The organism is Mesorhizobium sp. B2-4-15, from assembly GCF_006658505.1.
Taxonomy (GTDB): domain Bacteria; phylum Pseudomonadota; class Alphaproteobacteria; order Rhizobiales; family Rhizobiaceae; genus Mesorhizobium.
In genome coordinates this window covers 13,974-38,418 of record NZ_VFUZ01000027.1, presented here as the reverse complement: position 1 = coordinate 38,418, position 24,445 = coordinate 13,974, and the positions used below count along the sequence as shown (strand labels likewise).

The 24,445-nt window shown below is 63.6% G+C and carries 19 protein-coding genes; 6 read left to right on the top strand and 13 right to left on the bottom strand.

What is annotated here, in order from left to right:
- Nucleotides 1-73: 73 nt before the first annotated feature.
- From FJ930_RS25070 to FJ930_RS25040, 7 genes are all read right to left on the bottom strand, one after another.
- Entirely contained in the window at nucleotides 74-385 is a 312-nt protein-coding gene (locus FJ930_RS25070) for a formate dehydrogenase subunit delta (RefSeq protein ID WP_140744591.1), read from the bottom strand.
- Nucleotides 375-1,205, bottom strand: coding sequence for a formate dehydrogenase accessory sulfurtransferase FdhD (gene fdhD / locus FJ930_RS25065; protein WP_140744590.1), 831 nt, complete (start codon nucleotides 1,203-1,205; stop codon nucleotides 375-377). Before fdhD ends, FJ930_RS25070 begins: the two co-directional genes overlap by 11 nt.
- Before the next feature lie 2 nt (nucleotides 1,206-1,207).
- Nucleotides 1,208-4,120, bottom strand: coding sequence for a formate dehydrogenase subunit alpha (gene fdhF, locus FJ930_RS25060; RefSeq protein WP_141840522.1), 2,913 nt, complete (start codon nucleotides 4,118-4,120; stop codon nucleotides 1,208-1,210).
- 10 nt (nucleotides 4,121-4,130) lie between these two features.
- Nucleotides 4,131-5,687, bottom strand: a complete 1,557-nt coding sequence (locus FJ930_RS25055) for an NADH-quinone oxidoreductase subunit NuoF (RefSeq protein ID WP_141840521.1) — start codon at nucleotides 5,685-5,687, stop codon at nucleotides 4,131-4,133.
- A complete protein-coding gene (locus tag FJ930_RS25050; RefSeq protein ID WP_141840520.1) occupies nucleotides 5,684-6,163 on the bottom strand; it encodes a formate dehydrogenase subunit gamma in 480 nt (159 codons plus the stop codon). The genes FJ930_RS25055 and FJ930_RS25050 overlap by 4 nt, the downstream gene beginning before the upstream one ends.
- A 194-nt stretch (nucleotides 6,164-6,357) precedes the next feature.
- On the bottom strand, nucleotides 6,358-7,257 hold the full coding sequence (locus tag FJ930_RS25045; RefSeq protein ID WP_140744586.1) for a LysR family transcriptional regulator: 900 nt from the start codon (nucleotides 7,255-7,257) through the stop codon (nucleotides 6,358-6,360).
- Between the two features lie 105 nt (nucleotides 7,258-7,362).
- Nucleotides 7,363-7,740 carry a VOC family protein gene (locus tag FJ930_RS25040; protein WP_141840519.1) on the bottom strand — a complete coding sequence of 126 codons (378 nt, stop codon included), beginning with the start codon at nucleotides 7,738-7,740 and terminating at the stop codon, nucleotides 7,363-7,365.
- Between the two features lie 216 nt (nucleotides 7,741-7,956).
- Here FJ930_RS25040 and FJ930_RS25035 point away from each other — a divergent pair, with 216 nt between their 5' ends.
- A complete protein-coding gene (locus FJ930_RS25035; protein WP_246677021.1) occupies nucleotides 7,957-9,129 on the top strand; it encodes an Mrp/NBP35 family ATP-binding protein in 1,173 nt (390 codons plus the stop codon).
- A 230-nt stretch (nucleotides 9,130-9,359) separates the two neighbouring features.
- Here FJ930_RS25035 and FJ930_RS25030 read toward each other — a convergent pair whose 3' ends face one another.
- Complete coding sequence (locus tag FJ930_RS25030; protein ID WP_141840517.1) at nucleotides 9,360-9,812, bottom strand: carbon monoxide dehydrogenase subunit G; 453 nt, start codon at nucleotides 9,810-9,812, stop codon at nucleotides 9,360-9,362.
- Nucleotides 9,813-9,962: 150 nt separating this feature from the next.
- On the opposite strand from FJ930_RS25030, the gene FJ930_RS25025 reads away from it, so the two are divergent.
- The 3 genes from FJ930_RS25025 (at nucleotide 9,963) to chrA (ending at nucleotide 14,183) form a co-directional block, all read left to right on the top strand.
- Nucleotides 9,963-11,768 (top strand): IlvD/Edd family dehydratase, encoded by a 1,806-nt coding sequence (locus FJ930_RS25025; protein WP_141840548.1) that lies wholly within the window; start codon nucleotides 9,963-9,965, stop codon nucleotides 11,766-11,768.
- Nucleotides 11,769-11,934: 166 nt separating this feature from the next.
- A complete protein-coding gene (locus FJ930_RS25020; protein WP_141840516.1) occupies nucleotides 11,935-12,771 on the top strand; it encodes a chromate resistance protein ChrB domain-containing protein in 837 nt (278 codons plus the stop codon).
- The gene (gene chrA, locus FJ930_RS25015) at nucleotides 12,768-14,183 is read left to right on the top strand and encodes a chromate efflux transporter (RefSeq protein WP_141840515.1); all 1,416 of its coding nucleotides are present in this window, start codon (nucleotides 12,768-12,770) and stop codon (nucleotides 14,181-14,183) included. The genes FJ930_RS25020 and chrA overlap by 4 nt, the downstream gene beginning before the upstream one ends.
- An 87-nt stretch (nucleotides 14,184-14,270) precedes the next feature.
- Here chrA and FJ930_RS25010 read toward each other — a convergent pair whose 3' ends face one another.
- The 3 genes from FJ930_RS25010 to FJ930_RS25000 all read right to left on the bottom strand — a co-directional run bounded on the left by FJ930_RS25010 (nucleotide 14,271) and on the right by FJ930_RS25000 (nucleotide 18,837).
- Nucleotides 14,271-15,500 (bottom strand): aromatic ring-hydroxylating dioxygenase subunit alpha, encoded by a 1,230-nt coding sequence (locus FJ930_RS25010; protein WP_141840514.1) that lies wholly within the window; start codon nucleotides 15,498-15,500, stop codon nucleotides 14,271-14,273.
- A 63-nt stretch (nucleotides 15,501-15,563) separates the two neighbouring features.
- Nucleotides 15,564-17,153 (bottom strand): trimethylamine methyltransferase family protein, encoded by a 1,590-nt coding sequence (locus FJ930_RS25005; protein WP_141840513.1) that lies wholly within the window; start codon nucleotides 17,151-17,153, stop codon nucleotides 15,564-15,566.
- 190 nt (nucleotides 17,154-17,343) lie between these two features.
- A complete protein-coding gene (locus FJ930_RS25000; RefSeq protein WP_140691141.1) occupies nucleotides 17,344-18,837 on the bottom strand; it encodes a PLP-dependent aminotransferase family protein in 1,494 nt (497 codons plus the stop codon).
- 299 nt (nucleotides 18,838-19,136) lie between these two features.
- On the opposite strand from FJ930_RS25000, the gene pgi reads away from it, so the two are divergent.
- Nucleotides 19,137-20,780, top strand: coding sequence for a glucose-6-phosphate isomerase (gene pgi / locus FJ930_RS24995; RefSeq protein WP_141840512.1), 1,644 nt, complete (start codon nucleotides 19,137-19,139; stop codon nucleotides 20,778-20,780).
- A gap of 5 nt (nucleotides 20,781-20,785) precedes the next feature.
- Entirely contained in the window at nucleotides 20,786-21,508 is a 723-nt protein-coding gene (locus tag FJ930_RS24990) for an HAD family hydrolase (RefSeq protein WP_140744576.1), read from the top strand.
- Here FJ930_RS24990 and FJ930_RS24985 read toward each other — a convergent pair.
- Together FJ930_RS24985 and FJ930_RS24980 are read right to left on the bottom strand one after the other, a co-directional pair.
- On the bottom strand, nucleotides 21,492-22,160 hold the full coding sequence (locus FJ930_RS24985) for a 50S ribosomal protein L11 methyltransferase (RefSeq protein WP_140744654.1): 669 nt from the start codon (nucleotides 22,158-22,160) through the stop codon (nucleotides 21,492-21,494). The genes FJ930_RS24990 and FJ930_RS24985 overlap by 17 nt on opposite strands.
- 98 nt (nucleotides 22,161-22,258) lie before the next feature.
- Nucleotides 22,259-24,274 carry a long-chain fatty acid--CoA ligase gene (locus FJ930_RS24980; protein ID WP_141840511.1) on the bottom strand — a complete coding sequence of 672 codons (2,016 nt, stop codon included), beginning with the start codon at nucleotides 24,272-24,274 and terminating at the stop codon, nucleotides 22,259-22,261.
- Nucleotides 24,275-24,445: the final 171 nt, after the last annotated feature.

The following is a 24,445-nucleotide window of genomic DNA, read 5'->3' as shown; positions in this document are numbered from 1 at the left end:
CCATAGCAGAGCCGCGTCGATGGCGGCAGCTTAAACTTTAGCGGAAAGAAATATAAGGCCGTCAGGCCCCCGGCTATTTCTGCGATGCGGCAGCGTCGCCCGGAGGAACCTTGAGCCCGAGTTTCAAATCCGCCTCGGCCGGCGTGATTGGGCGCTTGATCCTGGCGGAGGCTACCACGACGAGTTCGTCGAAGCCTTCGGCGCCGCTGTCCAGCATCTCGAAGAACTGCCGCCGCATCCTCGGCTCCCAGAACTTGTTGATGTGCTCGGCAACGCCGGTAATGCCTTCCTCGCGCGGCCTGGAATGGAAAAAGGCAGCGATCTGGTTGGCCATGCGTATCAGCTTTTCGCTGGTGCTCATGATGTGATCTTCGTCATGCGACATGCTGGGTAACTCCGAAAACCACGCGGTCGGGCTGGGTGAAAACATCGAAATCGTCGCCGCGCACCAACGCCACCAACGTCATGCCGGCCTGTTGTGCGGTGCGGATGGCCAGCGCGGTCGGGGCCGAGACGGCGACGATGAAGGCAGAGCCGATCGCCGCCGTCTTCTGCACCATCTCGACCGAGACGCGTGACGTGACGATCACGGCACCCGAAGCGCCATCGACGCCGGCTTTCGCCAGCGCGCCGGCCAGCTTGTCCAGCGCATTGTGGCGGCCGACGTCCTCGCGCGCCATGACGACACCCTTGCCCGGTATGTAGAAGCCGGCGGCATGCACCGCGCCTGTTTCGCTGTGCAGCGGCTGCATCTTGGACAGCAGTTTGACCGAGCGGGTAATATCATTCGCCTCAAGCGTAAGCCTTGACGCACCGACGGCGTCGACCGAACGCATCGCTTCCTCAATGGATTCGATTCCGCAGAGCCCGCAGCCGACCGGCCCGGCAAGCCGCCGCCGCCGCGCTTCGAAGCGTGTATTGGCTTGATCCTTCAAGCGGATCTGGATGTCGATGCCGGCGCCGAGATCCTCGACCTCGATCGCCTCGATCTCGTCCGGAGCGGCGATGATGCCTTCAGTGAGCGAGAAGCCGAGCGCGAAATCCTCGAAGTCGGCCGGGCTTGCCATCATCACCGCATGGGTGGTGCCGGCGAAGGAGAATGCCACCGGCGTCTCCTCCGGCACCATGCGGTTGGCGGCAGCGGTGCCGCTGGCGCGGTGCGCCAGCCGCGAGATCTGTGTCGTGGCTTTGCGGCGCGCGCTCAAGACTACTCCGCCGCTTGCAGCGGAGCGATGCGCCGGCTGTTGCGCGCCTGCTCCTCATAGTCACGCTGCCAGTCCGACGGCCCGTTGGAGGCACCGACCTGGACCGCCGTCACCTTGTACTCCGGACAGTTGGTCGCCCAGTCGGAGAAGTCGGTGGTGATGACGTTGGCTTGCGTGTCCGGGTGGTGGAAGGTGGTGTAGACCACGCCGGGCGACACCCGGTCGGTGATCAGCGCCCGCAGCGTCGTCTCGCCCGAACGGCTGGTCAGCCGCACCCAGTCACCATCGCGCAGGCCGCGGTTCTCGGCATCGTGCGGATGGATTTCCAGCCGGTCCTCCGAGTGCCACATGACATTGTCGGTACGCCGCGTCTGCGCGCCGACATTGTACTGGCTGAGGATGCGCCCGGTGGTGAGCAGCAGCGGGAAACGCGGCCCGGTCCTCTCATCCGTCGCGACATATTCGGTGCGGATGAACTTGCCCTTGCCGCGCACGAACCCGTCGACATGCATGATCGGGGTGCCGAGCGGCGCCTTGTCGTTGCAGGGCCATTGCACGGATCCGACACGGTCGAGCAGTTCGAAGGAGACGTTGGCGAAGCTCGGCGTCGTCTTGGCGATCTCGTCCATGATTTCGGAAGGATGCTGATAGTTCCAGTCCAGCCCCATGGCGCGGGCAAGCACCTGCGTCGCCTCCCAATCGGCGTAGCGCGCCTTGGGCTCGAGCACCTTGCGCACCATGTTGATGCGGCGCTCGGCATTGGTGAAGGTGCCGTCCTTTTCGAGGAAGGTCGAGCCCGGCAGGAACACATGCGCGTAGTTCGCCGTCTCGTTGAGGAAGAGATCGTGCACGACCACGCATTCCATCGCGGCGAGGCCCGCGGCGACATGCTTGGTATCGGGGTCCGACTGCAGAATGTCCTCGCCCTGGATGTAGATGCCCTTGAAGGTGCCATCGACGGCGGCATCCAGCATGTTGGGGATGCGCAGGCCCGGCTCGTCGTCGAGCTTCACGCCCCACAGGCTCTCATAGATGTCGCGCACGGCTTCACCGGAGATATGGCGATAGCCGGGCAATTCGTGCGGGAAGGAGCCCATGTCACAGGAACCCTGCACATTGTTCTGGCCGCGCAACGGGTTCACGCCGACGCCGGGCCGGCCGATATTGCCGGTGGCCATGGCAAGGTTGGCGATCGCCATCACCGTGGTCGAACCCTGGCTGTGCTCGGTGACGCCAAGGCCGTAGTAGATCGCGCCGTTACCGCCAGTGGCGTAGAGGCGGGCCGCGCCGCGGATCAGTTCAGGATCGACGCCGGACAGCTTGCCGACGGTTTCGGGACTGTTTTCCGGCAGGGCCACGAACGATGCCCAATCCTGGAACTCCGCCCAGTCGCAGCGTTCGCGGATGAATTCCTCGTCGAAAAGACCTTCGGTGACGATGACATGCGCCAGCGCCGTGAGCACCGCCACATTGGTGCCGGGCTTCAAGGGCAGGTGGTACTCTGCCTCAACATGCGCCGACTTGACCATCTCGGTGCGCCGCGGATCGAGCACGATCAGCTTGGCGCCCTCGCGCAACCGCTTCTTCAACCGCGAGGCGAACACCGGATGGGCGGTAGCCGGATTGGCGCCGATGACGACGGCGACGTCGGTGAATTCGACGGAATCGAAATCCTGCGTGCCGGCCGAGGTGCCGTAGGTCTGGCCAAGGCCGTAGCCGGTCGGCGAATGGCACACGCGCGCGCAGGTGTCGACATTGTTGTTGCGGAAGCCCTGCCGAACCAGCTTCTGGACGAGGTAGGTCTCTTCGTTCGTGCAGCGCGAGGAGGTGATGCCGCCGATGGAAGCGCGTCCGTACTGATACTGGATGCGGCGGAATTCCTTCGCCGTATGGGCGATCGCCTCTTCCCAGCTCACTTCACGCCAGGGATCGCTCACCTTCTCGCGGATCATCGGCGACAGGATACGGTCCTTGTGGGTGGCGTAGCCGTAGGCGAAACGGCCCTTCACACAGGAGTGGCCGTGGTTTGCCTTGCCCTCCTTGTAGGGCATCATGCGGATGACCTCGTCGCCCTTTACCTCGGCCTTGAACGAGCAGCCGACGCCGCAATAGGCGCAGGTGGTGACAGCAGAACGCTCCGGCAGCCCCTTCTCGAGCACGGTTTTCTCGCGCAGCGCATCGGTCGGACAGGCCTGCACGCAGGCGCCGCACGACACGCATTCCGAGGCGATGAAATCCTCGTGCATGCCGGCGACCATGCGCGATTCGAAGCCGCGGCCTTCAATGGTCAGCGCGAAGGTGCCCTGCACCTCTTCGCAGGCCCGCACGCAGCGCGAACAGACGATGCATTGGGCCGGATCATAGGTGAAGTAAGGGTTCGATTCATCACGGGCGATGTAGTCGACCGCCAGCGAGCCATGGCCGGGCGCGATGCCGTCTTCCTGCTTGACGTGGTTGCGCCCCTCGATGCCGTAGCGGTTCTCGGTCAGGCCGACCGACTTCGCCACCGTGTCGAACTCGCTGGCGCCGGTGCCGGCCTTTTCGTTCCAGCCGGTCGGATGGTCGGAAACATAGAGCTCCATGACGCCACGGCGGATGGCGTCAAGGCGATCCGACTGCGTGTGTACAATCATACCTTCGCCGACCGGCGTCGTGCAGGAGGCCGGCGTGCCGCCGCGCCCTTCGATCTCGACCAGACAGACGCGGCAGGAGCCGAAAGAGTCCAGCATGTCGGTGGCGCAGAGTTTCGGGATTTCGACCCCGCCCTCCATCGCCGCGCGCATGATCGAGGTGCCTTCCGGCACGCTGATGCTGCGGCCATCGACGGTCAGCGTGATCTGCTTGGTCGCTTTCGATTCCGGGGTTCCGTAGTCGAGCTCTTCGATGAGCGTCGGGAAGTCGGCCTTGATGTTCATCTGCCAGCTCCTATTCAGCAGCCACGCGCGCCGGCGCGGGCTTGAAATCCTCGGGGAAATGCGTGATCGAGCTCATCACCGGGTAGGGCGTGAAGCCGCCCAGCGCGCACAGCGATCCGAACTTCATCGTGTTGCAGAGGTCGGTGACCAGAGCCAGGTTCTTTTCCGGTTCGATACCGGCGGCGAGCCTGTCGATGGTCTCCACCCCGCGCGTCGAACCGATGCGGCAGGGCGTGCACTTGCCGCAGCTTTCGATGGCGCAGAACTCCATGGCGAAGCGCGCCTGCTTCAGCATGTCGGCGGTGTCGTCGAAGACGGTGATGCCGGCATGGCCGATCAGACCGTCCCTCGCCGCGAAAGCCTCGTAGTCGAACGGAGTGTCGAACAGCGCGCGCGGGAAATAGGCGCCGAGCGGCCCGCCGACCTGCACCGCCTTCACCGGACGCCCGGTCGCCGTGCCGCCGCCGATATCGTCGACGATCTCGCCCAGCGTCAGGCCAAATGCCGTTTCGAACAGGCCGCCATGTTTGATGTTGCCGGCGATCTGGATCGGGATCGTGCCGCGCGAGCGGCCCATGCCGAAATCCTTGTAGAAGGCGGCGCCCTTGTCCATGATGATCGGGACGGAAGCCAGCGAGATGACGTTGTTGATTACCGTCGGCTTGCCGAACAAACCCTGGATCGCCGGCAGCGGCGGCTTGGCGCGCACCACGCCGCGCTTGCCCTCCAGGCTGTTCAAGAGCGAGGTCTCCTCGCCGCAGACATAGGCGCCGGCGCCGACGCGGATTTCCATGTCGAAGGCGTTGGGGGAACCCAGCACGTTGACGCCGAGCACGCCTGCCTCGCGGGCGATTTCGACGGCCTTGTTCATCGTCGCCACCGCATGCGGATATTCCGAGCGGATATAGACGAAGCCCTTGGTGGCGCCGGTGGCGATGCCGGCGATCGCCATGCCTTCGATCAGCACGAAGGGATCGCCTTCCATGATCATGCGGTCGGCGAAAGTGGCGCTGTCGCCCTCGTCGGCGTTGCAGACGATGTATTTGCGCTCGGATGTCGTATCGAGCACCGTCTTCCATTTGATGCCGGTCGGGAAACCGGCCCCGCCGCGTCCACGCAGGCCGGACTCCGTCACCTGCTTGACGATATCGGCTGGCGCCATCGCCACCGCGTTCTGCAGGCCCTTCAGCCCGCCGAGCGATTTGTAGGCGTCGAGCGACAGCGGGTCGTTGATGCCGCAACGGGCAAAGGTCAGACGGGTCTGCTTGGCCAGGAACGGGATCTTGTCCGGCGCGCCCAGCCAGCGCTTGTGGTGGCCGCCGGTGAGGAAGCCGCTGTCGAACAGGCTCTTGACGTCGGAGGGCTTCACCGGCCCGTAGGCGACGCGGCCATTGGCGGTCGCCACCTCGACCATCGGTTCGAGGAAATAGGCGCCGCGCGAGCCGTTCCGTACGATCTTGGCCTCGATGCCACGCTCGGCGAGTTCCGCGCGAACAGCCTTGGCGACCTTTTCGGCGCCGAGCGCGAGCGCACCGGAATCGCCGGGAATGTAGATGCGGGGGATCATGAGCGCACCTCGGCAACGATCTCGTCGATCTTGTCGTCATCGAGCCGCCCGATCACCTCGCCGTCGAGCATCGCCGATGGCGAACAGGCGCAAAGCCCGAGACAATAGACCGGCTCGAGTGTAACCGATCCGTCGCGGGTGGTCTCGTGGAAATCGATGCCGAGCAACTGTTTGACCTTGGCGGCGACCGCATCGGAACCCATCGACTGGCAGGCTTCCGCCTGGCAGAGCTTGAGCACGTGGCGGCCGGCCGGCCGGGCACGGAAATCATGATAGAAGGTCACGACGCCGTGGACTTCGGCCCTCGACAGGTTCAACCCGTCGGCGATGACGGGCAGGGCGTCCTGCGGCACATGGCCGAATTCTTCCTGGATGCCGTGAAGGATCGGCAGCAGCGGACCCTCGAGGTCCTTCAACTCCTGAATGATCGCCGCCGTGCGCGATGCGATCTCGGTACTTGCAGGCTGCATCGTCATGCAGCGCCCTCCCTGGTCGTGGCGTCCAATATATATATGTCGCCCAAAAGCTGAAGCGGTTTTGGGGCAACGACATGCATAGGCGCAATATCGCTAAGTGCTTAAGAAATCAGAGGAAACCTCCGAAATCAATAAAGCCATTCCGTTGTTCGATAGAAATATTCTATCAAGCGTCGTCAGCCGCCACTTCTAGCCTAGCGATGGGCACGGAAATCGTCTGCCAGCGCCATCGCCTCGTCCAGCAGCGCCTGCACCAGCGGCGTGTGGGGCTCGCGCGGCGCCGCCACCAGCCCGACCGTGTGGCTGGCGTCCGGCTCGACGATCGGGATGGCCCGGATCGGCTCGGAAAAGCCGAATGTTTCCGCGAGGTTGAGCGGCATGATCGATGACCATTTACCGGTCCGGATGTGCGAGAACAGGACGATCATCGAATTGGATTCCAGCGTCGGTCGCATCTGCACGCCCGCTTCGGCCAGATGTTGGTCGATGATGCGGCGGTTCTGCATATCCGGCGTCAAGAGGCAGAGCGGTAGGCTGCTGAGCTCCGCCCATGTCACTTTGTCGCGGTCGAAATAGGGGTTCCCGACAGCCGTGATCAGCTGATAGCGCTCATCGTAGAGCGGCACGCTGGTCACCCGCCCGAGCGGCTCGTTGTCGAGATAGGTGATGCCGGCGTCGATGTCGAAATTGCCGAGCAGCGACAGCACCTCTATTGATGTGCGCGACAGCACCGAAAAGGTGACGCCGGGGTGCTTGGCCCGAAACGGTGTCGTCAGCCGTGCCACCATGGCAAGGGCCGTGGGGATGGCGGCGATGCGGATGCGTCCGGAAAGGCCGTGGCGCGCCGCCCGCATCTCCTCGCGCATGGTTCTTGAGTCGCCGACGATGCGGCGCGCCCACACCAGCACCTGCTTGCCTTCCGGCGTCAGGCCCTGGAAGCGCGAGCCGCGCAGCACCAGCATCACGCCAAGCTGGCCTTCCAACTGCTTGATGCCGGCCGACAAGGTCGGCTGGGTGACGCCGCACACTTCAGCCGCCCGGCCGAAATGCTCCTCCTTGGCCAACGCGATGAAGAATTCCAGCTTGTCGATCATCGACGCAAGCTATCGGGCGCGGGACGGCTGCGCCAGATGGTGCCGGCGTCACCACGACACAATCCCGCCGTCAGGCAGGGGGTGGCCGTTGCTGCGTGGCCATCGCTATTTGTCCACGAGGTTCAGGATGTTGCCGTCAGGATCCTTGAACCAGGCAACCTTCATGCCGTGGCCGACATGGATGTCGCCTTCGAGCGACAGGCCGGGCATCTCGTAGTGTTCGAAGGCGACACCCTTCGATTTCAGCGACTTGACGATCGGCTCGATCTGGTCGCCGACAGTCCAGGTGACCGCCGTCGCCTTGTTGGTGCCGGCGAATTGCGAATGATAGACGTTGATGAGGGTGCCGCCGCTCTTGTACACGACCAGTTCGCCTTCCATGTCGTCGACCTGTTTGAGGCCGAGCGTTCCCTCATAAAAGGCCTTCGCTTTTGCCATATCCTTCACCGCCAGATTGGCCGTCGCGTTGCTGTTTTCGAGCATGACCGTCTCCTTTCCTGGTTGTCGTTCTCATGCCGATCATCGAAATAGCGCTGCATGGCCTGTTGACGACGGTCACATGCCGATTTGTCTGGCCGGCGGCGGGGAATGCGGCCGGATGGATGCGGCGATGTGCCTCTATCTTTTTCAGGGCAGGCCGATGCAGCTTGGTTCCGTCCGGAAACTGCATTATCTGAACCGGCAAAAGCCAAGGGAAAGATCATGGCCGTAACCAAGGAAATCGTCGTCGAGCGCCTGAAGACGGTCAACGGGCCGGATTTCACCGGCAACATCGTCGACCTGGGCATGGTGTCCGAGATATTCATCGCCGATTCGAAAGTGTTCTTCTCGATCACGGTTCCGGCCGCCCGTGCGCAGGAAATGGAGCCGTTGCGCGCCGCTGCCGAGCGGGTCGTCAAGGCGATCCCAGGAGTCGCCGGCGCCGTGGTGGCGCTGACGGCGGAAAAGAAGGGCGGCGGCATGGAAGCGCCGGTCCCGCAGCGCCAGGCGCCAAGGCCGACGCCATCCGCGGCGCCTCAACGTCCCGTTCCGCATGCCCCCGCCTCGCACAGCCAGGGCAAGCGCGGCGTGCCTGGCATCGAGGCGATCATCGCGGTTGCCTCGGGCAAGGGCGGCGTCGGCAAGTCGACCACCGCCGTCAACCTGGCGCTTGGCCTCGCCGCCAACGGCCTGCGGGTCGGCGTGCTCGATGCCGACATTTATGGCCCGTCGATGCCGAGGCTCCTCAACATCCACGGCCGGCCGCAGACGGTTGACGGCAAGATCCTGAAACCGATGGAGAATTACGGCCTCAAGGTGATGTCGATGGGCTTCCTCGTCGACGAGGAGACGCCGATGATCTGGCGCGGCCCGATGGTGATGTCGGCGCTGACGCAGATGCTGCGCGAGGTCGAATGGGGACGACTAGACGTGCTCGTCGTCGATATGCCGCCCGGCACCGGCGACGCCCAATTGACCATGGCGCAGCAGGTGCCGCTGGCCGGCGCCGTCATCGTTTCCACGCCGCAGGACCTGGCGCTGATCGATGCCCGCAAAGGACTGAACATGTTCAGGAAAGTCGACGTGCCGCTGCTCGGTATCGTCGAGAATATGAGCTACTTCATCGCCCCGGATACCGGCAAGCGCTACGACATCTTCGGCCATGGCGGCGCGCGCCGCGAGGCCGAGCGGCTAGGCGTCACCTTCCTCGGCGAAGTGCCGCTGGAAATGGGCATCCGCGAAAGCTCGGATGCCGGTGCGCCGGTGGTTGTCTCGAAGCCCGATGGCGCCGAGGCGAAAATCTACCGCGACATCGCCGCCAAGGTCTGGGACCGGGTCAACGAGGAACGGGGTGCTGCGGAAGCGGCGGTGCCAAGCATCGTGTTTGAGTAGTTTTCTGCTTGGTTGGCGCCGCCCCTCATCCGCCTGCCGGCACCTTCTCCCCGTATAGTGACGGGGAGAAGAGACCTAGCCTCAACCTCGGCGCCTAACCTGCCATGCCGGTGATTGGCCGAACCGTCGGCGCGGGCTTCTTCTCCCCGTCACTATACGGGGAGAAATGCCCGGCAGGGCAATAGGGGCGGCGCCGGCCTTAAATAGGTAGGGCTTCAATCGAGCCGCAACTAAGGCGCGCCCACCTTCTCACCGAATGTCGAAAAGAACTGCCCTGCCAGTTTCTTCGATGTCGATGCGATCAGCCGGCTGCCGAGCTGGGCGATCTTGCCGCCGACATCGGCCTTGGCCGCGTATTTCAGGACGGTGGCGTTCGGCCCATCCTCGGTCAGCGTCACGTCGGCGCCTCCCTTGGCGAAGCCGGCAACGCCGCCCTTGCCTTCGCCCTGGATGGTGTAGGCATGTGGCGGCTTCAGGTTTTTCAGCGTCACTTCGCCATTGAAGGTCGCCTTGATCGGCCCGATCTTCAACACGACCGTCGCCGTCAACTCGGTGTCCGATTTCTTCTCCAGGCTCTGGCAGCCGGGAATGCTCTCCTTCAGCACCGCCGGATCGTTCAGAGCCTCCCAAACTTTCTGGACGGGTGCGGCGATGCGTTCCTCGCCTTCGATCACCAAAGCCATCAAGACCTCCCGGATTGCTGATGCCGATTGGTCCTAGCGCGCGGCCAGATACATGTCTATCGCACCAAAGTCCGGATTCAGATCACGCGTGGCCCTTGCCTGCATCCGCGCGTTGTCATATCGATTTGTCATACAAATACGGAGACCATGATGGCTGGCGCCCCCACACACAAGAAAAAATTTCGCTCGCAGGAGTGGTTCGACAATCCCGATAACCCGGGAATGACGGCGCTCTATCTGGAGCGTTACCTGAATTACGGGCTGACGCGCGCCGAACTGATGTCGGGCAAGCCGCTGATCGGCATCGCCCAGACCGGCTCGGATCTTTCGCCTTGCAACCGCCACCATATCGAGCTTGCCAAGCGCGTGCGCGAAGGTATCGTCTCGATGGGCGGCATTCCCTTCGAATTCCCCTGCCATCCGATCCAGGAAACCGGCAAGCGCCCGACCGCCGCCCTTGACCGCAACCTCGCCTATCTCAGCCTGGTCGAAGTGCTCTACGGCTATCCGCTCGACGGCGTCGTTCTGACCATCGGCTGTGACAAGACCACGCCAGCGCTGCTGATGGCGGCGGCCACCGTCAACATCCCGGCCATCGCGCTGTCGGTCGGCCCGATGCTCAATGGCTGGCACAAGGGCAAGCGCACCGGTTCCGGCACCATCGTCTGGGAGTCGCGCCAGCGCCTGTCGGCCGGCGAGATCGATTATGACGAGTTCATGGACATCGTCGCCTCCTCGGCGCCCTCCACCGGCTACTGCAACACCATGGGCACCGCCACCACGATGAACTCGCTGGCCGAGGCGCTCGGCATGCAGTTGCCGGGCTCCGCCGCCATCCCGGCGCCCTACCGTGAGCGTGGCCAGATCGCCTACGAGACGGGCAAACGCATCGTCGACATGGTGCACGAGGATTTGAAGCCCTCCGACATCATGACGCGCAAGGCCTTCGAGAATGCCATCGTCGTCAATTCCGCGATCGGCGGCTCGACCAACGCGCCGATCCATCTCAATGCGATTGCCCGCCATCTCGGCGTGCCGCTCGACAATGACGACTGGCAGAAAATCGGCCTCAGCGTGCCGCTGATCGTCAACCTGCAGCCGTCGGGCGAATATCTCGGCGAGGACTATCATCATGCCGGCGGCGTGCCGGCGGTGGTGGCCGAACTCATGAAGGCCGGGCGTCTGCCGCATCCTGACGCCATGACCGCCAACGGCAAGACCATCGGCGACAATTGCCAGAACGCCGTCAACGAGAATGCCGACGTCATCCGCAGCGTCGACAAGCCGCTCAAGGCCAATGCCGGCTTCATCAACTTCAAGGGCAATCTGTTCGATTCCGCGATCATGAAGATGAGCGGCATCTCGCCGGAATTCCGCGAACGCTATCTGTCCAACCCGAACGATCCGGAAGCCTTCGAGGGCAACGCCATGGTCTTCGACGGGCCGGAGGATTACCACGCCCGCATCGATGATCCGGCGCAAGGTATAGACGAGCACACGATCCTGTTCATGCGCGGCGCCGGTCCGGTCGGCTATCCCGGCGGCGCCGAGGTCGTCAACATGCAGCCGCCGGCTTACCTGATCAAGAAGGGCATCCATTCGCTGGCCTGCATCGGCGACGGCCGCCAGTCCGGCACGTCGGGCTCGCCGTCGATCCTGAACGCCTCGCCGGAGGCCGCGGTCGGCGGTGGGTTGGCGCTGCTGAAGACAGGCGACCGCGTCCGCATCGATCTCCGGAAAGGCACTGCGAACATCCTTGTCAGCGACGACGAGATCGCGCGGCGCCGCGCCGAACTGCAGAACAATGGCGGCTATCACTATCCGAAGCACCAGACGCCGTGGCAGGAGATCCAGCGCGGCATGGTCGACCAGTTCTCGGCCGGCATGGTGCTGAAGCCGGCCGTGAAATACCAGGACGTCGCGCATACAATGGGCATTCCCCGCGACAATCACTGATTGTTGCATGCACAACGCAAGCGGCTTGATCGCGATCAGGCCGCTTGCCATCCTTGACAAGCGCGCCCGACAAATCCACCATCGGGGCAAGGGGTGTATCGCGACGACCCCGTGAGGCGTCAGCCCAACGTTCGCGTCCAAACTTCTCTATCAGGAGGTGGACGCCATGCCGTCAACAACCGCCATCACCGTTTCGCAACTGTCCCGTCTGGTCGGTCTGCCGGGCGCGCCCGCAATCGTCGACGTTCGCATCGATGAAGATTTCGACGCCGATCCGCGCCTGCTGCCGGCTTCGAGCCGGCGCGATTTCAAAACCGTTTCGACTTGGGCATCGGATTTCGCCGGCAAGCCGGTGGTGGTGGTCTGCCAAAAAGGCCGGAAACTCTCGCAAGGTGTTGCCGCATGGCTGCGGCATGAGGGAATTTCCGCCGAAACCCTCGAAGGCGGCTTTGAAGCCTGGCGCGAAGCGAAGGGGCTTCTGGCGCATTCAGGCAAGATACCGTCCCGCGACCCCAGCGGCCGAACCATCTGGGTGACGCGGGCCCGCCCGAAGGTCGACCGCATCGCCTGCCCCTGGCTGATCCGGCGTTTCGTCGATCCTGACGCGGTGTTCCTGTTTGTCGAAGCGGCCGAAGTGCCCGATGTGGCCGACCGCTTTCAGGCCGTGCCGTTCGACATCGACAATGTGTTCTGGAGCCATCGCGGCGAACGCTGCACTTTCGACACGATGATCGAGGAGTTCGGGCTGAAATCCGAGGCGCTCGATCGCCTTGCCTTGATCGTGCGCGCCGCCGACACCGCGAGACTCGATCTGGTACCCCAGGCTGCCGGCTTTCTGGCCGCCTCGCTTGGCCTGTCGCGCATGTTTCGCGACGATCTGGAACAGCTGGAAGCAGGCATGCCTTTCTACGACGCGTTCTTTCGTTGGTGTCGCGACGCCATCGAGGAAACGCACAACTGGCCCGGTGCGGGCGCGGACAAACAAATAGGGACGAGCCGATGAACAAGGCCGAGAGCATCAAGGCGACGCCGGCGAGACTTTCCGGCACGCCGGCTCATGGCATTCCGTTCAGCGAAGCCGTCCGCGTTTGGGCGCGGGTCGCGGCACTGAGTTTTGGCGGCCCGGCGGGGCAGATCGCAGTGATGCACCGTATCCTCGTCGAGGAGAAACGCTGGATCGGCGAGACGCGGTTCCTGCATGCGCTGAACTACTGCATGCTGCTGCCAGGCCCCGAGGCTCAGCAACTCGCGATCTATATCGGCTGGCTGCTGCACAAGACCAAGGGCGGGCTCGTCGCTGGTATCCTGTTCGTGTTGCCTGGTGTCCTTGCCATCATGGCGCTGAGCTGGATCTACGCAATCTTTGGCAATGTCGGCATGATCCAGGCTCTGTTCTTTGGATTGAAAGCCGCTGTGCTGGCCATCGTGCTTGAAGCTGTGGTCCGGGTCGGCAAGCGGGCGCTCAGGAACAACGTCATGGTGGCGCTCGCCGCCGCCGCCTTTATCGCGATCTTCTTCTTCCGCATGCCGTTTCCGCTGATCATACTGACGGCCGCGGTGATTGGCTTCATCGGCGGGCGGTCGGAACTGGCGCCGTTCATGGCCGGCAACGGGCATGGCAAGGTCGGCGGCCAGCAGGTTGCCGATGCCGACACGGCGCTGGGCGAAGACACACCAGTCCATGCGAGGCCGACCCTTGGCTGGTCGCTCAAAATCGCCGCCGTGTTTCTGGTGCTATGGTTCGCGCCGGTCCTCGGCCTGTTGGCGTTGTTCGGGCCCGGGGATGTCTTTACCGACATCGCCATCTTCTTCTCGAAGATGGCCGTGGTGACCTTCGGTGGCGCCTATGCGGTACTCGCCTATGTCGCGCAGCAGGCCGTCACGACCTATGGCTGGCTCAAGCCTGGCGAGATGCTCGATGGCCTCGGCATGGCCGAGACCACGCCTGGCCCTTTGATCATGGTTACGCAGTTCGTCGGTTTCATGGGTGCGTTTCGCGCGCCGGGCACGCTTCATCCGCTCGTTGCCGGAACCCTGGGCGGCCTTTTGACGACGTGGGTCACCTTTACGCCGTGCTTTCTCTGGATCTTTCTCGGCGCCCCCTACATCGAGAAATTGCGAAGCAACAAGGCGTTGTCCGCCGCGCTCGCGACGATCACCGCCGCCGTCGTTGGCGTGATCCTGAACCTGGCGGTGTGGTTTGGGCTCCACGTGCTGTTTCGCGAGCTGCATGAAAGGCAAGGTTTCGGCATGAATGTCGACGTGCCGGTGCTGAGTTCAATCAACATCCCCTCGCTGGTCCTGACGTTGGGGGCATTGCTGGCCGTCTTCCGCTTCAAGGTTGGCATGCTGCCGGTGTTGGCTGTCTGCTCGATGCTTGGAGTGCTCTACGGCTTCGCCACCGGCGCGATATAGGCGGAGCGATCTCGACCGCGCGGCAGGCTTGGTCCGTGCCGTGCGCTGGCTTTGTATTCCTTTGGCCAAAATGCCGGGACTAAACTGCTAAGGCCGACCTATCTCTTCCAGATACCAGCCGATGTAGCGCAGCTCGTTGTATTCCATCGGCGCGATCGGCCCCGGCACGAAGTAATGCGAGCGCACGCCGCGTGCGGTGTGCTCGATGATCTTCTTGTCCTCGTCGGTGGTGACCTTCCACAGCCAGGTCAGTTTTTCCAGGTCGTAGTCCTGGCCCTCGACCGCATCGCCCCGTATCAGCCAGATCAGCTCCATTTCGCAGGTCTGTGCCGTCTTCGGGATGAAGCGGTAGATCATGCCATGGTCCGGGTAGCAGACCAGGAAGGTCGTGCCGCCGAGATGGATGGACGTGACACCGCCATCGTAGTCGGTGAAGCGGCCCATCAGCGGCGCTACCGGCGAGCCATCCTGGCTGCCGCTCGAAACGCCGTCATAGAGAGCATAGCGGAAAGTGTGGATCGCTTCCTGACCGGCGGCCGAGTTCTGCCAGCGGTCGCCGCTGCCGATCTCGATGCCGAGCGCGCAGGTGCGCTGCTCCATCGCGGCGTTGAGCTGCTCGATCATCTCCGCCGGTTTTTCCAGCGCGTGCGTCTGCGAATATTCCGGATGTGCCGGTCCGCAGTGGTAGCACTCGACATAATTCTCGACGGCGAGTTTCCAGTTGGCATCGAGCGGATAGCTCTGCCTGTAGGCGACCTTGGCATCGCCCCAGCCATACTGGCCGCAGCTGGTGCGCAGCGACTGTTCGATCGGATCGAAATCGAGCGGCGTCTCGGCGAAGGAAATGAACACCAGCCCCGAGGCGACACGGACGTGGAGCTTCTTCAGCCCGTGCGCGGTGCGGTCGAACTCCTTTGGCATCAGGCGGGCGGCGCGAAGCGATCCGTCGTTTGAATAGGTCCAGGCGTGGTAGGGGCAAACGAAGACCTTCGCATTGCCCCTCTCCTTGGTGCAGACCTCGGCGCCGCGATGGCGGCAGACGTTCAGCATGGCGTGGATGGTGCCATCCATGCCTCGCGACAGGATCACGGCCTCGTCGCCGAGCTTGAACCGTTCGAAGTCGCCCGGGTTCGGAATGACGCTGGCATGCGCCAGGCAATGCCAGTGGCGGCGGAAGACGCGCTCCATGTCGCGCTCGAAAATATCCTGGTCATGGTAGAAGGCGCGCGTCAGGCCGTAGCCCGGCCGGTGCGAGGCGATCAAGCGGTCGATTGCGTCGGCGGCATTGGAGGTTTGCTGGATAGGATGGAGACTCATTTGTCGTTCTGCCCGATGGTTGGTCCTGGCTGGTGGCTGTATGGCTGCAAGCCTGTTTCCTGGCTAACCGCCCATGCTTGCGCGCGGCAAGTGGATCAGGTTGCCGAAACGGGCGCGTAATCTGTCGTCGACCGGTTTTGGCACATGGCGCGGAAATCGCTCGGCAAGAACGCGTTTCTTCTCGGCGATTGCCCGCGCCAATATATCAGGCCGGCCCTTTTCGTTCCATTCCTTCGGTGAGGAACGATCGCCGAAGGCGGGGTAGGAATTCTCGGTCTGCGTAAGCTTGAGCGTCTGCTCGTTGTCAAGATAGTGGCCTGGCCCCTTGAGGCAGACATCGGCGATGGTTTCGATCGACAGTGCTTCATCATTCACTTCGATGCCGCGCGCGCAGCGCAGGCACTCACCGAGCATATCGTTGTCGATGATCAGGCTTTCCAGGCAGAAGCCAAGCAGCGAGGCGTGCATGCCGGCCGCTTCATAGATGAGGTTGAGACCGGAAAGGCCCGCCATCACATTGGTGATACCCTTCTCGTAGCCGGACTGGATGTCGGGCAGTTTCGAATCGGTCATGCCAGCCGCGGAACCGCCCGGCAGGTCGTAGAACCGCGCCATCTGCGCGCAGGCCGCCGTCACCACCGCCTGTTCGGCCGACCCGCCGGCCATCGTGTTGGTGCGCAGGTCCGACATGAACGGCCATGCTCCGAAGATTGCCGGATGACCTGGCTTGAGGGCGTTGACATAGACGAGGCCGGCCAGCACCTCAGCCACCGCCTGCGCGATAGCGCCGGCCATCGCTGCCGGGGCGGTCGTCCCGGACTGGCCGGTGGAAAGGAGCAGGATAGGGATGCCTCCTTCCACGCAGGCCTCGAGCACGCCACAGGCATCCTCGGCGAACTTCATCGGCGGCACGACAAAGGAGTTGGAGTTGGAAACGAATGGCCGGGCGCGGAAATTCGCCTCGCCGCCGGCAATGGCATAGAGCATTTCGAGCGCCGGTTTGACGTTTTCGCGCACCGTGAAGGACGTGCCGACGTGTTTCGAAGTCCCCATCACGCACGCATAGAGCGTATTGAAATCCATATCGAGCGGATCGGCGATGTCGCGCGCCACCATCGGTCGCTGGAAGAAGTGGATGTTGTCCAGCCCATCGACGATGCGGGCGGCGTCATAAATGTCCTGCAGCTTGGATTCGCGATACTCACGCTTTTCGAGATCCACCAGATGCACGGCAATGCCGGCCGTACCGAAGTGCACACGGGTGCCCCGCATCACCATGTCGTGCCTTGCATCCTGGCCATGGAGCGTAAAATGCCGGGCTGCGCGCTTGATGGTATCGAGCACGAGCGCACGTGGGAAGCGGATGCGGCCGTCATCGCCATGGATGGCGCCTGCCTTGGTCAGCGCTTCAATGCACGAAGGGATGGCGTTGGCGAAGCCGACCGTTTCAAGAAGCGTCAGCACCCCCTCATGGATGCGTTCGCAGTCGTTCCCGCGCAAGGGCCCGTAGCTGCCGCCTTCGGTGGATTGGCCTCGTGGTCCAGTGTCTCCCGCCAGGGAAACTGATCGCATGGCATGGCCTGTTTCGCAGTCGCCGGAGCGCTGTGGACGACGGGTAGCCGACATGTCCTCCCTTTCAACAGCCGCTGGCATGAAGCACTCCACCTTTGTCGGCAGGAGCTCGCGGCGGTTGATCCACCATCGGCCTGCTTCTTCCCCTGACGCCGACTATGCCGCTGGCACTGGCCCATCCTATGAGCCAGCTGGCCCAGTTACATGTGCCAGTACTAAAACAAGCCGGAGCCGCCAAGGGCGGCTCCGGCGACGAGATCGAGGCGATTGATCAGGCGGCAGCGGGCCTGCGTCCCGCGGCCGTGGCAAGTTCACGGATGCCGGGCTCGATGTGCTGCAGCGCGATCGAGGAAATGCCCAATCGCATGAAACGCGAAGGCTTTTCGGTGCGGTCGAAGAAGCGGTCGCCTGGCTCGATGATGACGCTGCGCGAGGCGGCGGCCTCGGCCAAACCGCGGGAATCGGTACCCCGCGGCCCCTCCAGCCACAGCGAAGTGCCGCCGGCCGAGTCGGTCGAACGCCATTCCGGCAGGAAAGCGGAAATCGCATGGACCAGACGCTTGCGCCGTTCGTCGAAGGCGCTCGACAGCCGCCGCACCAGCGCTTCGTGATGGCCGAGCGACAGGAAGAGTGCCACGGCGCGCTGGTTGTTGGCCGGCGGATGGCGCAGCATGAAGCGGCGCAACGCCCTGAGTTCCGCGATCAGTCCAGCGGAGGCGACGATGTAGCCAAGCCGCAGGCCCGGAGCCAGCGTCTTCGACATCGAGCCGACATAGACGACGCGGCCGGAGCGATCGAGGCTCTTCAGCGCCTGCTGCGGCGCCTCGTCGAGAAGCTGACTGTCATAGCCGTCCTCGATGATGATCTGGTTGTGCCGGTTGGCGCGCGCCAGAAGGTCCTGCCGGCGCTCGGCCGACAACGGCACCATGGTCGGGCAATGATGGCTGGGCGTGACGAACACGAACCCGGAATCATTGGGAATAGAAGAGGTTACGATACCGGACTGGTCGACCGGAACTGGCTGGATGTCGGCTCCGGCAAGCCTGAAAATCGAGCGCGCGTCGGGGTAGCCCGGATCTTCCATCGCCACCTTCGAGCCCTTGGTCATCAAAAGCGACGCCAGCATGTAGAGCGCGTTCTGGGCGCCGAGCGTGACGATGATCTCGTCGGGGTTGGCGAAGATGCCGCGCCTGGGCAGCAGCCGCGCCTGGATCTGCTCGATCAGCAGCGGATCGTCACGGTCGACCATGTCGGACGCCCAGTTGCGGATCTCGAGCACGGCCAAAGCCATGCGGTTGCATTCGCGCCATTCGGCGGTCGGGAACAGCGCCGGGTCGAACTGGCCGTAGACGAAGGGATAGGACGACTTGATCCAGTTCTCGTGCTTGGCCGGGGGCGGCATGTCACTGGCCGCGATCTGCCGGCGTGCCTTCCAGTCGATCTCGTTGGCCTGGTCGGGCGCCTTCTGGTGCGGCTTGGCGGGGGTCGCCAGCACGTCTGGATTGACGAAATGGCCGCGCCGCTCGCGCGCCACCAGGAAACCCTGGTCGACGAGCTGCTGGAAGGCCAGCACCACGGTTCCGCGCGCCACGCCGAGTTTCTCGGCCAGGATCCGGCAGGAAGGAAGCGGCATCGAAGCGGCGATCTGACGGTCGAGAATGGCGGCCACGATCGCTTGGCGGATCTGCGCCTGCAGGGTCTGGCCGGATTCAGCCGATATCCGGAACAAGCCGGACCATATCGCCGTGTCGTTTCTCTGTGGCATGGGAGATGTTCCTCGATGGCCAGCTTTTTTCACTTGGCTGGACCAGTCGAATGTAACGGTGGCACAAGGGGTTGCGCCAATCAATTTTTCTGATCTTTGGGATTTATGCCAGTGATCCTTCGGCCGAATGAGGTGCTGTCACGTGGCTGGTGACACATTATGTCCTCACCGCGTGACAGAAAGTGTCGTCGCCGCGTATTGACCGGACGGAATTCGGCTCAATAGTTTTGCCGCGACGACACGCGCCGGAAACATCCGGTCTGATATGGTGTGTCGAAAAACGCCAGGAGCCCCCGCCAGTGGATCAGTCAGCCTTCCAGAAACAGCTCGCCGCCTTGCGCGATCATCGCGCCGCGGCGCCCGCCTCGATGCGCCAGGCCTTCGCCGCCGATCCGCAGCGATTCGCGACATTCTCCGCCGCCGACGGCGACCTGCTGCTCGACTGGTCGAAATGCGCCGTCGACGCGACCACCATGGATCTGCTGGAAAAGCTCGCCGTCGCCGCCGATCTTGAAGGCCGCCGTGCCGCCATGTTCGCCGGCAAGAAGATCAATATCACAGAGGACCGTGCCGTGCTGCACACGGCGCTGCGCAACCTCAGCGGCAAGGGCGTTACAGTGGATGGCCAGGACGTCAAGGCGGATGTCATTTCCGTGCTCGATGCGATGGGCGCCTTCGCTGATGCCGTCCGCTCCGGCAAGGCGACCGGCGCCACCGGCAAGAAGATCACCGACATCGTCAACATCGGCATCGGCGGCTCCGACCTCGGCCCGGCCATGGCGACGCTGGCGCTCGCTCCCTATCATGACGGTCCGCGCGCGCATTATGTCTCCAACATCGACGGCGCCCACATTCATGACACGCTGAAGGGCCTGTCAGCCGAAACCACGCTGTTCATCATCGCCTCGAAGACCTTCACCACCGTGGAGACGATGACCAATGCGCAGACCGCGCGCGATTGGGTGCAGAAGGCACTTGGCAAGGAAGCGGTCGGCAAGCATTTCGCCGCCGTCTCGACGGCGCTCGACCTGGTGGCGAAGTTCGGCATCGAATCGGATCGCGTCTTCGGTTTCTGGGATTGGGTCGGCGGCCGCTATTCGGTCTGGGGCGCGATCGGCCTGCCTGTCATAATCGCTGTCGGTCCGAGAAATTTTCGCGCTTTCCTCGATGGCGCCCATGAAATGGACGAGCACTTCCGCTCAGCAACGCTCCAGAAGAACCTGCCGGCGCTTCTGGGGCTGATCGGCTGGTGGCATCGCGTAATCTGCGGCTATCCGGCCCGCGCGGTCATCCCCTATGACCAGCGCCTGTCCAGGCTGCCTGCCTATCTTCAGCAACTCGATATGGAATCGAACGGCAAGGGCGTCACCCTTGACGGCGCTCCGGTGACGACGCCGACCGGGCCGCTGGTTTGGGGCGAGCCCGGCACCAATGGCCAGCACGCTTTCTTCCAGCTCCTGCATCAGGGCACCGACCTCATCCCGGTCGAGTTCCTTGCCGCCGCCATGGGGCACGAGCCTGACCTCAAGCATCAGCATGACCTGCTGCTCGCCAATTGCTTGGCGCAGTCGGAAGCCCTGATGAAGGGCCGCACCCTGGAGGAGGCGCGCGCGCAGATGCTGGCCAAGGGCATGAAGCCGGCCGATGTCGACAGAATAGCGCCGCATCGCGTTTTCTCCGGCAACCGGCCTTCGGTGACCATTCTCTATCGCAAGCTCGACCCGCGCACTTTCGGCCGGCTGATCGCGCTCTATGAGCACCGCGTCTTCGTCGAGGGCACGCTGTTCAACATCAATTCCTTCGACCAGTGGGGGGTCGAGCTCGGTAAGGAACTGGCGACCGGCCTGCTGCCTGTCGTGGAGGGCAAGGAAAGCGCCGCAAACCGGGACGCCTCGACGAGGGGCCTTGTGGAACGCATCCACCAATTGCGTGGTTCGGAGTGACTGATTTGGCAGACATCAAGGGGATATTGTTCGACAAGGACGGGACACTTGTCGACTTCAACGCGACCTGGCTCGGCGTCGCCGACTTCATGGCCATGGACGCATCCGACGGCGATCGCTGGAAGGCGGACAGGTTGCTTTCGGCCGCCGGCTTCGACTTCGCCAACCGGCGCTTCAAGCCGGACTCGATCTTTGCCTCCGGCACCAATCTCGACGTCGTCGAACTCTGGTTTCCGCGCCTGTCGAATGAGGACCAGATGCTGGCCGTCGCCCGCTTCAACGAGATCACCTCGGTACAGGGTTCGGCGATGGCGGTGGCGCTGCCCGGCATCGTCGACACCTTGGCCGTGCTGCACAAAAGATCCTACCGGCTTGGTGTCGCCACCAACGATTCGACCAGCGGCGCGGAAAAGACTCTGGTCACGCTCGGCGTCGCCCAGCTTTTCGACGCCGCCTATGGCTATGACGCCGTGGCCAGTCCCAAACCCGCGCCCGACACCATCCAGGCCTTTTGCGACCTCACCGGCCTGAAGCCGGCGGAGATCGCCATGGTCGGCGATAACAGGCACGATCTCGAAATGGCGCGCGCCGGTGGCTGTGGTCTGGCGGTCGGCGTGCTCTCCGGCACCGGTACACGCGAGTCGCTCGCCGAGATTGCCGACATCATCCTGGATTCGGTTGCCGATCTGCCGGATTTCCTTTCGGCGCGGGTTAGGGAGACTGTTTGATCGCTCCGGGCAGGGCGGGCGCGGTCCCGGCCTCGAAACGAAAGACGCCGCTCGGCTTCAGCGCGGACTCTTTCGCCTCGCCGAAATCCGGCACCTTGTACTCGGCAAGCAGGCGCAGCCGTGATCGTGGCAGACAGGTCCGGCCGGGATCGCCGACCAGGACCTCGATGCCGGCGGCGAGGCAGCGGTCGAGGAAAGGCATCACCCTCAGGGCGACATCCTGCCCGTAGAACACGTCACCGGCGAGCACCAGGTCGACGGCGGGTGGCGGCCCCGTGGTGATGTCGTGTCCAATTACGGCGATAGCGGTGCCATTGGCGGCAGCGTTGAGAGCCAGCGCGGCAACGCCATTGCGGTCGGTTTCGGCTGCGATCACCTCGCGCGCGCCAGCCTTCGCCGCGGCAATGCCCACGATGCCGGAGCCGGCCCCAAGGTCGAGCACGCGGCGGCCTGTCACGGTCGTCGGATGGTCGAGGATGTGGCGCGCCAGCACGGCGCCGCCGGCCCATGTATAGGCCCAGTAGGGCGGCTGTGGTTCCGACAGGTCGTCGTCCGCATCGTCCTCGGGGTCGACGAGGCGCCTCAAACCGCTGCCCGGGTGGGCGGTGTAAAGCTGGATTTCGGGAAGCGCGGGCACCCGCACGAGCCGCATGTTGGCCTTGATGAACGCCGCCGGGTCGAGGCGCGGGCGCCGGTCAGGCAAATCCTTATCCGGCGCCTCGTCGCCGACGGTATCGTCACCCACTGAAATCAGCCGCGCAGCGCCCGCCGCAGGATCTTGCCGACCGGCGTCTTCGGCAATTCGGTCCTGAATTCGATGTATTTGGGCCGCTTGTAGCCGGTCAGGTTCTCGCGGCAATAGGCGGTGATGGCTTCGACGGTCAGGGCCGGATCCTTCTTGACGATGAACAGCTTCGGCACTTCGCCGGAGTGTTCGTCCGGCACGCCGATCGCCGCCACTTCAAGCACGCCCGGATGCAGCGCCACCACCTCCTCGAGTTCCGTCGGATAGACGTTGAAGCCGGAGACGAGGATCATGTCCTTCTTGCGATCGACGATCTTGGTGTAGCCGCGCTCGTCCATGAAGCCCATGTCGCCCGACTTGAAGAAACCGTCCTTGGTCATCACCCTGGCGGTCTCGTCCGGCCGATTCCAGTAGCCGGCCATCACTTGCGGTCCCCGGATGCAGATTTCGCCGACCTCGCCCAACGGCACGTTGTTGCCGTCATCGTCGCGGATGGCGATTTCGGTCGAGGGCAACGGCAAGCCGATTGTGCCGGTGAACTCGCTGGACGAGAACTTGTTGGCCGTGGCCACGGGGGAGGTCTCCGAGAGACCGTAACCTTCGCTGACCGGACAGCCGGTCAGCGCTTTCCAGCGTTCGGCGACGCCCTTCTGCACTGCCATGCCGCCGCCAAGCGTCAGGATCAGCGGCTTGAAGTCGAGCTTGCGGAAATCCTCGTTGTTGAGCAGTGCATTGAACAGCGTGTTGAGGCCGGGAAAGATGTGGACCGGATATTTCCCGAGTTCCTTGACGAAGCCCGGAATGTCGCGTGGGTTGGGGATGAGGATGTTCTGGGCGCCTTGCTGCATGCCCATCAGCGCGTTCACCGTCAGCGCGAAGATATGGTACAACGGCAGGGCGCAGACGAAGTTGAGATGAGCAGGCTTCGGCTTGATCGTGTAGGCATCCTCGACCCACAGCGAATTCTGCGCGACATTGGCCAGCACATTGCTGTGCAGCAGGGTGGCGCCTTTCGAGATTCCCGTTGTGCCACCGGTATATTGCAGGAAGGCGACGTCATTGGCGGCCACCGTGGCCGGCTTGAAATTCATGCCGCTGCCGGCCTTCAAGGCGGCATTGAACCGGACATGGCCCGGGAGCGACCAGGCCGGCACCATTTTCTTGACGCGGCGCACGACCAGATTGACGATCGTGCCTTTCAGGCCGCCGAGCATGTCACCCATGGCGGCGACGACGACGTGCTTGACCGAAGTCCGCGCGACCACGGTCTGCAAGGTGCCGGCGAAGTTTTCCAGGATGACGATGGCCTGCGCCCCGGAATCCTTGAGCTGATGTTCCAGTTCTCGCGGCGTGTAGAGCGGATTGATGTTCACCACCGTGTAGCCGGCGCGGGCCACGGCCATCATCGCCACCGGATACTGCAGCACGTTCGGCATCATCAGCGCGACGCGTTCCCCCTTCTGCAGTCCTGTCGACTGGAGGTAGGCGCCGAAAGCCGCCGAGAGCCGCTCGAGCTCCGCATAGGTGATGGACTTGCCCATGCAGGTGAAAGCCGGCTGGCCGGAAAACTGCTTGCACGCCGCGACAAGGAAGTCGCCGATGGAGCTGTAGGGAAGGGGGCCGATCTCGGCCGGCATGTTCTTCGGATAGCTTTTCAGCCACGGCTTGTCCGGCAGGCCGGCGGCGAGCTCGGTGAGTGCCTTTGGCAGCCGCTGGCCGGCTGCCGGCGCCGGTATCGGTGCCTCTGGCGGTGCAGCCTTCGCCGCTCCGGACTTGTTCGCCCCGGTCTTTGTGAGAGCAACCTTTGTCGAAGAGGTCTTCGCCGAAGCGGGTTTCGCCACCGGTTTGGTGGTGCGCTTGGCCGTCGCCGCCGTTTTGGCCGCCGGTGCCTTCTTGGCAGGCTTTGCTGCCGTCTCGGAAGGCGCGGCTTTGGCGGCGGCTTTACCTTGGCCCTCGGCGGCGGTTGGTTTCGTGACTGCCTTGGCCGCCGCTTTCACCGGCGCCTTCGATGCTTTTGCCACCCGTTCCTCCTCGACAGTTCTTGTTCGCCCGTCTCTTGTCAGCCAGCGCCGCGCTCGCCTCCGAATTGACAGAGACATCCTCCGCTGCCGCCAGCATATCCATCTATGTATTGCCTCTATCGGCGGCGGTGCAAGCCTTGCCCTTGCGGCAGGGCGCCCGAAAGATTTGCC